At 71.2% G+C, this 12,676-nt stretch carries 16 protein-coding genes; 5 read left to right on the top strand and 11 right to left on the bottom strand.

Annotated features, from left to right (window positions below; genetic code table 11):
* Position 1 precedes the first annotated feature (1 nt).
* Positions 2-1,072 (top strand): DUF2855 family protein, encoded by a 1,071-nt coding sequence (locus Prubr_RS35780; RefSeq protein WP_212820094.1) that lies wholly within the window; start codon positions 2-4, stop codon positions 1,070-1,072.
* Between the two features lie 40 nt (positions 1,073-1,112).
* Here the strand turns inward: Prubr_RS35780 and Prubr_RS35785 are convergent, their stop codons facing one another.
* From Prubr_RS35785 to Prubr_RS35810, 6 genes are all read right to left on the bottom strand, one after another.
* The gene (locus Prubr_RS35785; protein ID WP_212820096.1) at positions 1,113-1,364 is read right to left on the bottom strand and encodes a DUF1622 domain-containing protein; all 252 of its coding nucleotides are present in this window, start codon (positions 1,362-1,364) and stop codon (positions 1,113-1,115) included.
* Positions 1,361-1,765, bottom strand: coding sequence for a DUF1622 domain-containing protein (locus tag Prubr_RS35790; RefSeq protein ID WP_212828918.1), 405 nt, complete (start codon positions 1,763-1,765; stop codon positions 1,361-1,363). Before Prubr_RS35790 ends, Prubr_RS35785 begins: the two co-directional genes overlap by 4 nt.
* A 126-nt stretch (positions 1,766-1,891) precedes the next feature.
* Positions 1,892-2,275: a hypothetical protein gene (locus Prubr_RS35795; protein WP_212820098.1), complete on the bottom strand. Its 384-nt coding sequence runs from the start codon at positions 2,273-2,275 to the stop codon at positions 1,892-1,894.
* Positions 2,272-3,072, bottom strand: coding sequence for a hypothetical protein (locus tag Prubr_RS35800; protein ID WP_212820100.1), 801 nt, complete (start codon positions 3,070-3,072; stop codon positions 2,272-2,274). Before Prubr_RS35800 ends, Prubr_RS35795 begins: the two co-directional genes overlap by 4 nt.
* Before the next feature lie 523 nt (positions 3,073-3,595).
* Entirely contained in the window at positions 3,596-4,297 is a 702-nt protein-coding gene (locus Prubr_RS35805; RefSeq protein ID WP_212820102.1) for a transcriptional regulator, read from the bottom strand.
* Positions 4,294-4,689, bottom strand: coding sequence for a DNA-binding protein (locus Prubr_RS35810; protein ID WP_246568126.1), 396 nt, complete (start codon positions 4,687-4,689; stop codon positions 4,294-4,296). Before Prubr_RS35810 ends, Prubr_RS35805 begins: the two co-directional genes overlap by 4 nt.
* Before the next feature lie 59 nt (positions 4,690-4,748).
* Between Prubr_RS35810 and Prubr_RS35815 the strand changes: the two genes are divergently transcribed.
* Together Prubr_RS35815 and Prubr_RS35820 are read left to right on the top strand one after the other, a co-directional pair.
* The gene (locus Prubr_RS35815) at positions 4,749-5,960 is read left to right on the top strand and encodes a PEP/pyruvate-binding domain-containing protein (RefSeq protein WP_212820106.1); all 1,212 of its coding nucleotides are present in this window, start codon (positions 4,749-4,751) and stop codon (positions 5,958-5,960) included.
* Positions 5,961-6,270: 310 nt separating this feature from the next.
* Positions 6,271-6,510: a hypothetical protein gene (locus Prubr_RS35820; RefSeq protein ID WP_246568128.1), complete on the top strand. Its 240-nt coding sequence runs from the start codon at positions 6,271-6,273 to the stop codon at positions 6,508-6,510.
* Positions 6,511-6,604: 94 nt separating this feature from the next.
* On the opposite strand, the gene Prubr_RS35825 is transcribed toward Prubr_RS35820, so the two are convergent.
* Positions 6,605-7,279, bottom strand: coding sequence for a DUF6891 domain-containing protein (locus Prubr_RS35825; protein ID WP_212820110.1), 675 nt, complete (start codon positions 7,277-7,279; stop codon positions 6,605-6,607).
* Between the two features lie 46 nt (positions 7,280-7,325).
* The gene (locus Prubr_RS35830) at positions 7,326-8,306 is read right to left on the bottom strand and encodes a hypothetical protein (protein WP_212820112.1); all 981 of its coding nucleotides are present in this window, start codon (positions 8,304-8,306) and stop codon (positions 7,326-7,328) included.
* 480 nt (positions 8,307-8,786) lie between these two features.
* On the opposite strand from Prubr_RS35830, the gene Prubr_RS35835 reads away from it, so the two are divergent.
* Positions 8,787-9,347: an AAA family ATPase gene (locus tag Prubr_RS35835; protein ID WP_212820114.1), complete on the top strand. Its 561-nt coding sequence runs from the start codon at positions 8,787-8,789 to the stop codon at positions 9,345-9,347.
* A 342-nt stretch (positions 9,348-9,689) separates the two neighbouring features.
* Here Prubr_RS35835 and Prubr_RS35840 read toward each other — a convergent pair whose 3' ends face one another.
* The 3 genes from Prubr_RS35840 to Prubr_RS35850 all read right to left on the bottom strand — a co-directional run bounded on the left by Prubr_RS35840 (position 9,690) and on the right by Prubr_RS35850 (position 12,042).
* Complete coding sequence (locus Prubr_RS35840) at positions 9,690-10,196, bottom strand: hypothetical protein (RefSeq protein WP_212820116.1); 507 nt, start codon at positions 10,194-10,196, stop codon at positions 9,690-9,692.
* 128 nt (positions 10,197-10,324) lie between these two features.
* The gene (locus Prubr_RS35845; RefSeq protein WP_212820117.1) at positions 10,325-11,527 is read right to left on the bottom strand and encodes a cytochrome P450; all 1,203 of its coding nucleotides are present in this window, start codon (positions 11,525-11,527) and stop codon (positions 10,325-10,327) included.
* Between the two features lie 104 nt (positions 11,528-11,631).
* Complete coding sequence (locus Prubr_RS35850) at positions 11,632-12,042, bottom strand: VOC family protein (RefSeq protein ID WP_212820120.1); 411 nt, start codon at positions 12,040-12,042, stop codon at positions 11,632-11,634.
* 162 nt (positions 12,043-12,204) lie between these two features.
* Here Prubr_RS35850 and Prubr_RS35855 point away from each other — a divergent pair, with 162 nt between their 5' ends.
* Positions 12,205-12,669: a DUF1801 domain-containing protein gene (locus Prubr_RS35855; protein WP_212820121.1), complete on the top strand. Its 465-nt coding sequence runs from the start codon at positions 12,205-12,207 to the stop codon at positions 12,667-12,669.
* The last annotated feature ends 7 nt before the right edge of the window (positions 12,670-12,676 follow it).

Genomic DNA, 12,676 nt, shown 5'->3' on the forward strand with positions numbered 1-12,676 from the left:
GGTGACCGATTCCTGGACGCTCGCCGTCCGCCGTGACGACCTGTCGCACGCCGTACTCGTGGCGAACCCGGTGCCCGGGCTGACCGACGGCGAGGCGCTGCTGCGCGTCGACCGGGTCGGGGTGACGGCGAACAACGTCACCTACGGCGTACTCGGCGACTCGTTCCACTACTGGGACTTCTTCCCGGCGACGGCCGGCGGACTCGGCCCCGAGGCGGGCCTCGTGCCGCTGTGGGGCTTCGCCGAGGTCGAGAAGTCCACCGTGGATGGTGTGGAGGTCGGACAGCGGCTGTACGGCTACCTGCCGCCGGCCGGGCACCTCGTGGTGCGGCCGGGTCGGGTCGACGGCCGCGGTTTCCGGGACGTCAGCGACCACCGGGGCCATCTGCCGTCCCCGTACAACGTCTACCGCCTGACCACGGCCGACCCGATCTACGAGGCCGGCCAGGAGGACCTGCTCATCCTGTTCCGGCCGCTGTTCTTCACCTCGTTCATGCTCGCCGACCAGCTCGCGGACAACGGATACCACGGTGCGCGGACCCTGGTCCTGTCGTCGGCGTCGAGCAAGACCGCCTACGCCGCCGCGTTCGAACTCCACGGCCGGGGTCCCCGGGTCGTGGGCCTCACCTCACCCGGCAACGTCGGGTTCGCCCGCGGCCTCGGCTGCTACGACGACGTCCTGCGGTACGACGAGGTCGACGCCCTCGCACTGTCCGACACCGTGTACCTCGACCTGTCGGGACGCCCCGAGGTCAGGACCGCGCTCCGGGAGCGCCTCGGCGCCCGGCTCGTCCGGGACATCGCGGTCGGCCTCACCTTCCAGGTGCCCAACGCGGCGAGCGCCCAGGCGGTGTTCTTCGCACCGGCGCAGATGCGCAAGCGCACGGTCGACTGGGGCCGCGAGGGGCTCGACGCCCGCTTCGGCGACGCCTGGCGACGGTTCTCGTCCGTGGTCCGCCCCTGGATCGACGTGTCCGTCGGCCACGGCCCGGAGGCGTTGCGCGCGGCGTGGCTCGAGGTGCTCGGCGGCCGTACGCCGCCACGCACCGGGCACGTCGTCGACCTGTCGTAGGCAGCCGGTGCGGTGCCCGGCACGGCACGGGCCCGACCGCTCAGCCCGGGTCGCCGCCGCGCGGCGTCAGGGCCACGGTGACCAGTTGCCGGACCGCGATGATCGCCGCCGTGCCGAGGAGCTGGTCCCACTGCGGTGGCAGGGCGAGTCGGAGCAACCCCGCCGCGACCCACAGGTCGAGGGCCACCCGCAGCGCCAGGCGACCGCTGCGGGACACCAGCAGCACGACTCCGGCGGCGACGATCCCCGCCGCCACGCAGGCCAGGGAGGCATATCCGACGAGGGTCGTCACGTGGCCCGCCGGGTGTCGGCCGGTCCGGCCGGCTGGTCACGGCCGGCGCCGGCGAGTTCCTTGCGTTCCTCCTTGATCTCGCGGCCGAGGAAGAAGTTCAGCGCGGTCCGGATCGCCGCGATCGCGGCCAGTTGGGCGATCTCGCCCAGGGTGGGCGCGATGGCGGTACGCAGGATGTCCGCGGCGAGCTGGAATTCCAGGCCGAGGGTCAGGAACCGGCCGAGCGACAGCCGCACCGGCACGAACGCCGCGCTGCGCCGCTTTCGGACCCCGACCGCGACGAAGCGCACCAGCGCGACCATCGCGCCGGTGAAGATGATCAGGGCGCCCGCGGCCTCGACCACCAGTTCCAGCAGATTGACCGTCTCCGCCAGCCACCGCTCACCGAACACGCCCTTTATCGCACACCGCCGCGCTCCCGCGCGGCACCGGCATCCGGGTGTGGCACCCGATCGCGTGGCAGCGGACGGAACAGGCGTACGGGTCGGCGGGGTGCGGGTAGCGTGGGATCCCGGCCGGTGCGCGCGCTACGGCACGTCGTACTGCGGCATCAGCTGCTCGGATATCGCGTCCAGTTCCGCGTCATCGATTTCGGGCACGCCCCAGTCGCAAGAGATCATGTGCGTCAGCAACGCTTCGGGCAGTACGACGTGATAGGTCCGCAGGTAGTACGCCAGGTGACTCGGCCAGATCCAGGTCCCGTCCGTCAGGATCGAAGCCTGGCCAATGATCCGTGCCTGCCCGTCGAGCAGATCATCGACCCAACCGGGTGAGACCACCACGGCTTTCCCCTGTTCCAGGTAACGTGCCGCCAGCGGCTCCCAGGGGTGCGCTGCCGATCTCGCGGCGGCCGAGACATCTTCCGCCGTTCCGTAGAAGCCGACCTTCTTGAGGGGTGCGCCACCTGTCATCCGCCACCGCCGGGTCGGAGATCCCCCATCGCCGCGTCCGCCCCATCGCGAGTTGCCCTTTCGGACTGCTCGGTCCGGCCGCAACAGCAGCGGACGCCCTCGTCGATCTCGGTGTCGAAGCGGTGGCGCAGATCGTGGCCCAGCTCGGCCAACTCTTCGATCTGCTGTACGGTCAGCCGCCGACCTTCCCACATCAGCTCGGCGAGACCGTCGCAGTACGCGGGTGCGGGTACGTCCTCGGTCATGTTGACGTCGCACAGCGCGGCGAGGTCACCGACGGGTATGCCGAGAAAGTGCGCGAACCCGCTGACGAGTTGCGGGTCGAGCGCCCTGCCGCCGAGTGCGATCTGGTTGACCGTGGGCACCGACAGGTACGGGCCACCCGAGTAGAGCAGCAACTCAACGGCGGACGTGCCCTTGAAGTTGCGGTGATGCAACAGCCGACCGATGATCGCGCCCGCCCTGTCCTCCGGGAAGGGACGAAGTGGTGGGGGCAGCGGTCCCACCAGTGGCTGCTGAGGCATGGCCCGGGCCGCGGCGAGCAGGATCGGCCGGGCCGGCGGCACGGCGACGTAGGGCCAGGCGGTCCGGCCCGGATCAGCCCTCGGATCCGTGGGGGCGAGATCGGCGGGCAGATCATGTCCGGCCAGCACGAACAGATCGGCTACGCGCCAGCCGAGTGCGGGAGCGATACGTCGCAACGCTTCCGGCGCCGCCATGTCGCCGCCTTCACCGCCGGTCGCAGCCGGCCAGCCACGTCGATCCGTCAGCCGGCGCAGAAGAACCTCGAATTCCATGCGGCCTCCTCAGCCCGGAACCACCGAGCTCCGGACGCCTTGCTGCCACAGCAGCTCGCTCAGCAGCTCGGTCTCCACGAGGGTTCCCTCGAATCCGTGCCGTCTGAGTCTGTCCGCCGATTCCCGAGATTCCGCAAGGCTGCTGTCGAAGACCTGGCGAAAGACCCTGAGTATCGCACCACCACGCGACTCGCTGTTCTCGAGTCGCAGACGGTGGCGCCCGTGCTGGGACAGCAGCTCTTCTCGCAGCTCGCTCGGGGCGGGGCCCGAGCCCCTGTCACACGACACGGTTCCGCAGGCGCCACAGTTCCAGTCCAGCTCCCAGCGGAGTCGGTTGTCGCGGACGAGCTGCACGGCCCATCCGTGGCACGGACTTCCGCACGTCTGGCAATCCCCGGAGAGTCGGGCCGCCTGTTCACCCACCTGCAAACCGTCCGCCCATCACGAACCTCCCGTACCGCCCTGCCGGCTCGATTCGATCTCTAGCATCGCGGAACCGTCACCGGCCGGGCCGGAAAGTGGACTACGCGAACGGTGGCGCGCCGCCCGGACCGGAGCGGTCGTGCCCGCGATCCATGGTGACAGCGGTGTCGGGCTCCGCGCCACGGTCGATGCCGAGTGTGGCGATCAGGTCCTCGTGCAGTTCGAACCACACGCGGTGGCAGGAGTCGACGTCGGTCCGGTCGACCCAGGCGGTGTCCCCGGCGCGGGCCCGGGCCAGGGCCGCGGAGAATCGCGTGTCGTAGCCACGGAACCTGGTGAGGACCTTTCCGAGCCGGTCGGCGACAGGGGTCAGCGCCCGGGCCAGGACGGCGAGTTCGTGAATGACGCCGGCGTCCCAGGCCGGGTCGGTGTGGTCGTTGCTGGCGAGCGGGTCGTCCGGCGTCGGGCGGAGTTGCCAGTCGGTGCAGGCGTTGCGCAGGAGGCCGTTCAGCGGGAGGAAGGTGCCGTAGGCGCGACGTACGGCGTCCGGGTCGGCGGTCTGCGCGAGTTCGGCCGCGAGCAGCCGCTCGTTCTCGGCCCGGCCCGCGTCGGTGAGGGACCATCCGGCCGTACCGGCGAACTCCGTGCGTTGAACCAGGCCGCGTGCCTCGTGGTCACGCAGCGACTTCCCGGTCGGGCCCGGGTCGAGCCCGAAGCGGTGCGCGAGCGCCGGGGTGTCCGCGAAGCCCCTGAGTCGCACCGCGTGCAGCACGAGCAGGTCCGGCGACGAATCCCGGGTCACGGGGCCGCGTCCCGTCTGGTCGTGAGCCGCTCGTATCGCTGCTGGCAGGCCTGGGGAGAGCCGAGGCCGATCGCCTGCGCCATCTGTGCCCAGGTGAGTCCCGCGCTCCTGGCCGCGAACAGCAGCCCGGCCTCGAGTTCGTCGACCTCGGCCCGCGCGGCCGGCAGCAGCGTGAGCGCGGCCAGCATGCTCTCCCGGTCCAGGTCCGTGGAGCGCCACAGGGCGAAGTGGGCGAGGTCGACCGCGGAGGCCGGCACGGGCGGGGGGCGCCACGGGCGGGGCGCGAGTTCGTCGGCGCCCGCGTCGAGGAGGCGGTCGCGCGCCTCCCGCTCGCGCCCGGCCTGGCGCTGGTCGGCCCGGCCCGCGTCCCGGGGTTCCTGCTTGCGTGACATCCCGACACCCTGCATCATCAACATTCTGTTGTCAATACTTCGTTGAAGATGGGAGTGGGATGCTCGTACCGATCGCGGACGCGACGGCCGACACCTGTGGCGGCAAGGCGGGCACGCTCGGCGCCCTCGTCCGCGCGGGCCTGCCGGTGCCGCCCGGCGTCGTCGTGCCCCTGGCGGCCTACCGCGCCGCGACCCGCGACCTGGACGTCGTGCGCCTCGCCGCCACGCGGGGTTCCGCCGCGGCCCGTCGCGCGGTGACGGCCGCTCCCCCGCCCCCCGAACTACCCGGCCTGCTGGCATCCGCGCTCGCCGCGCTCGGCGACCCGGCCGTCGCGGTACGGTCGTCGGCCACGAGCGAGGACACCGCCGAGGCGTCCGCGGCAGGTCAGCACGACAGCCTCCTCGGGATACGCGGCGCGCCGGCCGTGACGGATGCCGTACGGGCCTGTTGGGCGTCGCTGTGGTCCGAACGGGCCACCGTCTACCGGCGGGGATCCGGTACGGGCACACCGGAGATGGCGGTGATCGTCCAGCGGCTCCTGGACGCCCGGGCATCGGGTGTCATGTTCACGTCCGCACCGGCGGACACCGGGGCGACGGTGATCGAGGCATCCTGGGGGCTCGGCGCGAGCGTCGTCGAAGGCCGTGTCACACCGGACACGTACCGGGTCGGCGTGCGGAACACGGTCACCCGGTCGGTCGCCGACAAGCGGACCCGCCTCGACCGGCGCGGAAACCGGATCGTCGCCCGCGCCGTCGCCGCCGGCGACCGGAACCGACCCGCGCTCGACGACGCGACCGCCGTACGACTCGCCCGCCTCGGCCGGGACGTGGCCACGCTGCTCGGCGGGGCACAGGACATCGAATGGGCACTCGTCGACGACCGGATCTGGCTGCTCCAGGCCCGCCCGGTGACCGCCGCGCCACCCGTGGCGTCGGGCCCGGCGGCGGCGACCGAACCGCTGACCGGCACGCCCGGCAGCCGGGGAACGGCCACCGGGCCGGCCAGAATCGTCCGCGGCCCCGACGACTTCGGGCGGGTGCGGCCCGGTGACATCCTCGTCTGCCGCTTCACCGACCCCGCCTGGACGCCCCTGCTCCGGATCGTGGCGGGCGTCGTGACCGAAACCGGGGGCGCGCTGTCACACGCGGCGATCGTCGCCCGCGAGCAGGGCATCCCCGCCGTCCTCGGCGTGCCCGGCTCGATGGACCGGATACCCGACGGGCTTCCCGTCACCGTGGACGGGTCCGCCGGTGTCGTACGGTCGTGACCAGCACCCGCCCTGGGCCGGATGCGACCCGGCCGAACGCTACCGGATGCGCCCGGAGAAGACGGACGGCTGCGCGCAGGCGAGGCCCGCACCGTCGTTTTCTGCCAGGCGGGCCGGGTAAGCCACGGTGGCTCACCAAAAGCCCGTCGCACGTTCCACGTGCCGGGTGGAGACACCATCGGCTGGAGGACGAAATGAGCGCACAGAGCACAGCGAGGTTTTCGCCACAACAGACCCAGAACGCACCACCCGCCGAGCGGGTATGGCGCCTGACGGACATCGGCCTGCCGAGACCGTCCGGAACGTACCGATGTCGGGCACCGAGACCAAGTCGGCGTTCCTGAGCACGGAACTCTACGTGTTCCTCGCCGCGATCGCCGGTGTGCTGATCGCTTCCTACCTGGTCGGAGCGGACAGCGCCGGGGTGGACGTGTTCCGGGCCGACCGGGCCTGGCTCTACATCACCGCGCTGACGATCGGATATCTGGGCAGCCGTGGTCTGGCCAAGGCCGGTAGCGCCTGGCGGAACTCGGGCGAACGCGGTCGCTGACCGACGACACGGGCCGGTGGGCAGCGCCGCTGCCCACCGGCCCTGTGCACATACCCGGCCGCACAGATGCGGGCGGCTCGGTCGGGCCCCGGGGTCAGGTCAACGGCGCGTACCAGTGGGCGCCGGTGACCAGGATCCGCGTGGACTGGCTGCGGTTCCACTCCACCCGCATGCCGTGGCCGCGGAGCACCGGGAAGGCGATCTCGTCCAGCACACGTTCGAGGTCGGCCTGGTAGCGGGCCTGCTGCTCGGCCTCCGGCAGGGCGTCGTAGGCGTCCTGGTCGAAGTCCTCCGGCGGATAGGCGCCGAAGCCGAGATAGACCGAGCCGTCCGCGCTGGCGACCAGCGACTCGGTGTCCTGCCGGTGGAACCAGAGGTAGCCGTGCCAGTGCCGGGACTCGTCGCGCTCGTCGTGGATCTCGGCGGCGGCGCAGGTGCCGCAGCAGGTGAAGTCCTCCCGCGCCAGGACGCCGAGCTCGTTGAGTTCGGTGAAGGCGCGGCTCAGGTTGCTTCGCACCTCACCCCACCCGCGCTGCTGGACGCGCCGGGCGGCCACCGCCTGCTCGTAGGCCGCCGCGAGTTCCTCGTCGGTGGCGCCGTGACGCGCCTCCTCAAGGTCGAAGGCGTCGACGAACTCGTCGGCGTCGTCCTCGCCGTGGACGATCCGGGCCCAGATCTCGTCTTCGATCTCGGTGCGGCCCGGTTCGGAGATCCGGTCGGTCAGGAACCTGACGCCGTCCGGACGGTCGTTGTAGATCCACTTACTCACGGGACGATCCTGGCACAGGGCGTCCAGCGAGGGTCGCGGTTGCGGCTCACCCCGCCGCGGACGGGGCGGCGAGGACGATGACCGTCGGCTGGTGCGTACGGATCACGACCGGGGTGGCGTCGGCGAAGTCGCTGCCACCGTGCCAGCGGACCGTGTCGCCGCACAGGCACTGGATCTTGACCTGCTGACCGCCGAGAATCTCCATCACCGGGGCGAACGTCCACGGATTGGTGCGGTCGACCACGCCGACCGGATCCCGGGTGACCGCGTTACGGATCACCAGCCGGCCACCGACCGGCGGTGGGTCCGGGACGCTGACGGTGACCAGGGCGCCCTGCTCCAGATGGTGGTGGCCGGGAACCGGCTCGCCGACGGTCGCCGGCACCAGGTCGGCCAGCAGCCGGTTGCCGAAGTTCCCGCTCCACTGGTACGGGCGGTGCACGGTGCGGAACAACAGCGGCCACCCGTACGGGCCGAGCCAGTCGATGCGGAACGTGCCGTCGGCGGCGATCGGTGAGTGGCGCGGGTCATGGCGGCCGTACGGGTCGGGGCCGACGATGCCGACGGTGCCCTCCCCCGCGGCAGGACCCACCTGGCCGGTGATGACCGCCCGGCGGTCCAGTTTGATCGCCGGGCTGGACTTCGACTCACCGACGGCCAGCGTGATCCGGCGGGCCGCCTGTTGCGCCCCGGTTCCGCCGTCGGGGCCCACCCACTGCGCGCCGTACGGGCTGCCGGAGTCCGGGAGGGCGAAGAGGTTGTACGACCCGGGTTCCGGCACGGTGACCGTGACCCGCCCGGCGGCGTCGCTGCGCTGCGGACAGGTGTCCGGGAAACCGAAGGTCAGCACCGGGGTGGCGAAGACGCAGATGTCGCGTACCGGGTTGCCGGTGACGCCGTCGACGACCCTCGTACTGACGCTGGGGTCGGACCGGTCGGCGGCGGACGCCGGCGCCCCGGCCGCCATGGCGGCGACCAGCAACGGTACGACCAGTGTCGCGAGCCCGCGCAGTGGTACTCGATGCATGCCAGGACGTTAACCGACCGCCGGTTCCGCGCACAGTGGACGATCGACCGGCCGCCCGTCGGCCGACCGTAGCCGGGCATGGGGTGACCGGAGCCCCGTGGATCAGGCACCCAGGGCGCCGGCCCGGCGGGCGATCTCGGCGAAGCCGTACTCCGGGCCAGGTGCAGCGCCTGCCCGGCGCGCTCCCGGACGGACCGTCCACCGTCGCCCGCCGCCTCGGCCTCGGCCAGCGAGAGCAGGGCGTGCGCGTGACGTACGCGTTGGCGCCGTCGGCCGCGAGCCGCACCGCCGCCGCCGCGTCGGCCCGGGCGCCCGCCGGGTCGGACCTGACCAGGATGGCGGCCCGCCCGGCGAGCGCGACCGCCTTGACGTCCGTGCGCAGGCGGGCGAGGACGTCCTCGACATCCTCGACGGCGAGGCGGCGCAGCTGGAGACCGAGGTTATGATCGCCCGGAATCCTCCGACGGGCAGGGAGCACTGATGCGGGTCGGGATCTCCGGGACGCACGGGACCGGGAAGACGACGCTGGTCGAGGCGCTGTGCGCGCACCTGCCGGGGCACGTCGCGGCGGACGAGCCGTACCACCTGCTCGAAGAGGAGGGATACGAGTTCCAGTTTCCGCCGTCGCCGGAGGATTACCGGGCGCTGATGGCCTGCGCCGTACGGAGCCTCTGCGCACCGGCACCGTCGGGAACGATCTTCGACCGGACCCCGTTGGACTACCTCGCATACCTGGCCGCGACCGGCGCGGACCCCACGGAGCAGGCCGACGCCGCGGCACTCCGCCCGGCGTTCGCGAGCCTCGACCTGCTGGTCGTCACCGTGATCACGCCGGAGACGGAACGGGTACTGCCGGCGGCGGAGCTGCCCGGCCTGCGTACGCGGACGAACGACGCGCTGCTTGAGCTGGTCTACGACGACCCGCTGAACGCCTGGGAGGACATCCCGGTGCTGGAGCTGAGCGGACCGCTCGACGGTCGGCTGGACGCGGTCCTCGCCGCCCTGAGGCAGACCCGGCGAAGCAGTCCGAGTCGTTTTTAGGGCTCATCCCGCTCACCTGAGTGGTCACTCCGGTGTCGTAGTCCACCCGCCGTGCGAACCCACCCGTACGTGGTGTTCAGATTGACGCCGGCCGCGCACGGCAGCGATCACGCTCCCGACGCGATCGAAGATCTCGAAGAACCTCTCCTTGAAATCGACCGGAACGGACACGGTCCTCGCGACACCCAGACTTCTGGGTGTCGCGAGGACCGCCAGATCCCAAACTCCTTGAGTGCCTTCGGATTGCCAGGGCAACAGGACCGCCGCGCTCGTCGTCAAGGCCATTCCCGGCAAAGGCCCAGTTCCTGAGTGCCGCAGCCCGGAATGGGCGTGGCCCTACCCTCACTGATTGTTGGTGAACCAGGGAGTCCATGCGCTACAAGTGGTGCTGCACGCCCGGAACCTGAGTCGGCTGCCATACCCGCCGAGAGCGTTTCTGCTGCTGTTCTCGTAGTAGTCCTTGTTGCAGACTCCGAACGTGGAGTGGCCCAGAGCGTTGATGCACTGCCCCTCCCGGTACGTCGCCCAGCTACCGGAGGCATTGAGAAGCTGATTGGCCCACTGCACCGAGGTGTTACCCGTTTCCAGGACCGACCTGGTGACCATCCAGACATCCCCATATTTCTGGAAGCAGACGCTGCCCAGCCCTCCGGGATACTGAGTGTCGTACGTGCACTGGGCACTGCTGCCCGTGATCGCGTAGTCGGTCTCATAGGAAGCTGCCTGCGCCACGCCTGACGCGCCGAGCACCAGGGTCACCACAGCAGCGATTGCGCAGGCCGCGCGTGTGCCGAGAGTAGAACGGATACGCATTGCGCACCTCGCCTTCAGTAGCAGGATGCCGAACATCGTCTGATTCCAGCAGTCCGTCCACTCAGCTCACCAGGCCAGGCGTCGTTCGGAACAGTTCGGAACAGTTCGGAGCGGCAGCAGTGAACCGGCCCATCGTCGAGCCGTGCACCGCGATGCCGGCCGGGTCAGTCGGTGGTGACCGGTAGCGTGGCGTAGCCGCGCAGCACAAGGCGGTCGCGACGCTCGGCGGTGCCGGCCAGGCTCAGCCGGGGCAGCCTGGTCAGCAGCATCGGGAACGCGACCTGGGCCTCCAGCCGGGCCAGTGGCGCGCCGAGGCAGTAGTGGGCGCCACCGCCGAACGACACCGGCTGGATGTTCGGGCGGTCCGGATCGAACCGGTGCGGGTCGGGATAGCGTGCCGGGTCGCGGTTGGCGGCGCCGAGCAACAGGGTCAGCTCCGCGCCGTCGCCGAGCCGCACACCGTCGCCGAGATCCAGCGGACCGGTGGTGAACCGCGAGGTCAGCTGCACCGGGGAGTCGTACCGCAGGATCTCCTCGACGAACGCCGACGCGAGGTCCGGATCGGCGCGCAGCCGGTCCGCCTGCCCGGGATGCGAGAGCAGGATCTGGATGCCGGTGCCGAGCAGGTTGGTGGTGGTCTCGAAGCCGGCGACCAGCAGCAGCACCAGGTTGGCGAGGAGTTCCTCGCCGGTCAGCCCGGCGCCGGGAGCGTCATCGTGCGCGGCGACGAGCGCACTCGTCAGGTCCTCCCGCGGAGCGCGGCGACGCTCCTTGATCAGATCGGTGAAGTACGCCTCGAGGTCGCGGCCGGCCACGTCGGCGAGCCGCATCTCCTCGTCCGTACTGATCGGCTCCAGCACCACGGTCAGGTCCGCGGCCCGCTGCCGGAACCACTGCCGGTCGGCCTCCGGTACGCCGAGCAGCGCGCAGATCACGCCGATCGGCAGCGGATACGCGAACGCGCCCATGAAGTCCGTACCGCTCGGCATCGCCTCGATCAGGTCTTCGGCCTGGCCGGCGACGACGTCGCGCATCGCGGCGACGCGGCGGGCGGTGAAGGTGACCGCGGCCGCGCGGCGTACCCGGGTGTGGTCCGGCGGGTTGGTCTGCAACATGGACAGCACGACCGAGGCGACCCCGCGGTTCTGGCGCCAGTCCGGCCAGAAGGCGTCGTAGTCGGCGGCGTCCGCCACGCGCAGGCCCGGGTCGCGCAGCAGGCGGCTGGTGAGCGCGTGGGTGGTGACGAACCAGCGGCCGTCGAACGCCTCGAAGACCGGTGCGTGCGCCCGGATCACGTCGTAGGCCGGGTACGGGTCGAGGCGTCCCTCCGGCAGGAACAGCGACGCCAGCGCGGCCTGGTGATCCATCTTCTGCCTTCCGTAGGCGAACGCGGCGCTCCCATCATGCCCGGCGCCGTCCAGGGCGGTGTCCTGGTCACAGCCACAGTGGACCGTACCGGCCGCGCCTCGGGTCAGGCGAGTTGGTTGATGCGGACGAGGTTGCCGGCCGGGTCGCGGAACGCGCAGTCGCGGACACCGTACGTCTGGTCGATGGGTTCCTGGACGACGTCCGCGCCGGCGGCCGCGAGGCGTTCGAAGAGGCCGTCGAGGTCGTCGGTGGCCAGGGTGACGGCCGTGTAGGCGCCCTTGGCGATGAGCGCCAGGACGGCGCCGCGCTCGTCCTCGGTGATTCCGGGGTCGACGGCCGGCGGGTGCAGCACGATGGAGGTTCCGGGTTGCCCGGGCGGGCCGACGGTGATCCAGCGCAGGTTTTCGTGGCCGACGTCCTTGCGGACCTCGAATCCCAGGGTGTCGCGGTAGAAGGCCAGGGCGGCCCCGGCGTCGGTGTGCGGGAGGAACGCGTGGTGGATGGTGATGTCCATGCCCGCCACGCTAGATCCATCTGCCGGGGCGGTACTTCTTGATTCCTGACCGGTCCGACCGCGGGTCGACGTGGTGAAGTGATCAGGATTCGAGAAGTCCACGGCACCCGACACGACTAACGTCGCAATCACCACAATCCACACCCGCCGGAAGGACCAGCGATGGGCACCACCTCGAACGGGAAGAGCACCACGGACACCAACGGCTTCTCCGAGCAGGAGCGCGCGGCCATGAAGGAACGCGCCGCCGAGTTGAAGAAGGAGGCGAGCCGCGGCCGGGGCAACAAGGCAGCCGCCGACGAGGCCGACGTGCTGTCGGCGATCGGGCGGATGGCCGAACCCGACCGGGTGGTGGCCGAACGCATCCACGCGATCGTCACCGGCAACGCGCCGGGACTGTCGCCGAAGCTGTGGTACGGGCAGCCCGCGTACGCGCGGAAGGGGAAGGTCGTGTGCTTCTTCCGCAGCGGTCACGGCGACAAGGAACGCTACTCGACCTTCGGGTTCACCCCTGAGGCCAACCTCGACGACGGCAGCGGGCTCTGGCCGACCTCGTACGCCGTGACCGGACTGAGCGACCGGGCCGAGGAGGCCATCGCCGCGCTCGTCCGGAAGGCCGTGGGCTGACCCCGGC

Source organism: Polymorphospora rubra (assembly GCF_018324255.1).
Taxonomy (GTDB): Bacteria; Actinomycetota; Actinomycetes; order Mycobacteriales; family Micromonosporaceae; genus Polymorphospora; species Polymorphospora rubra.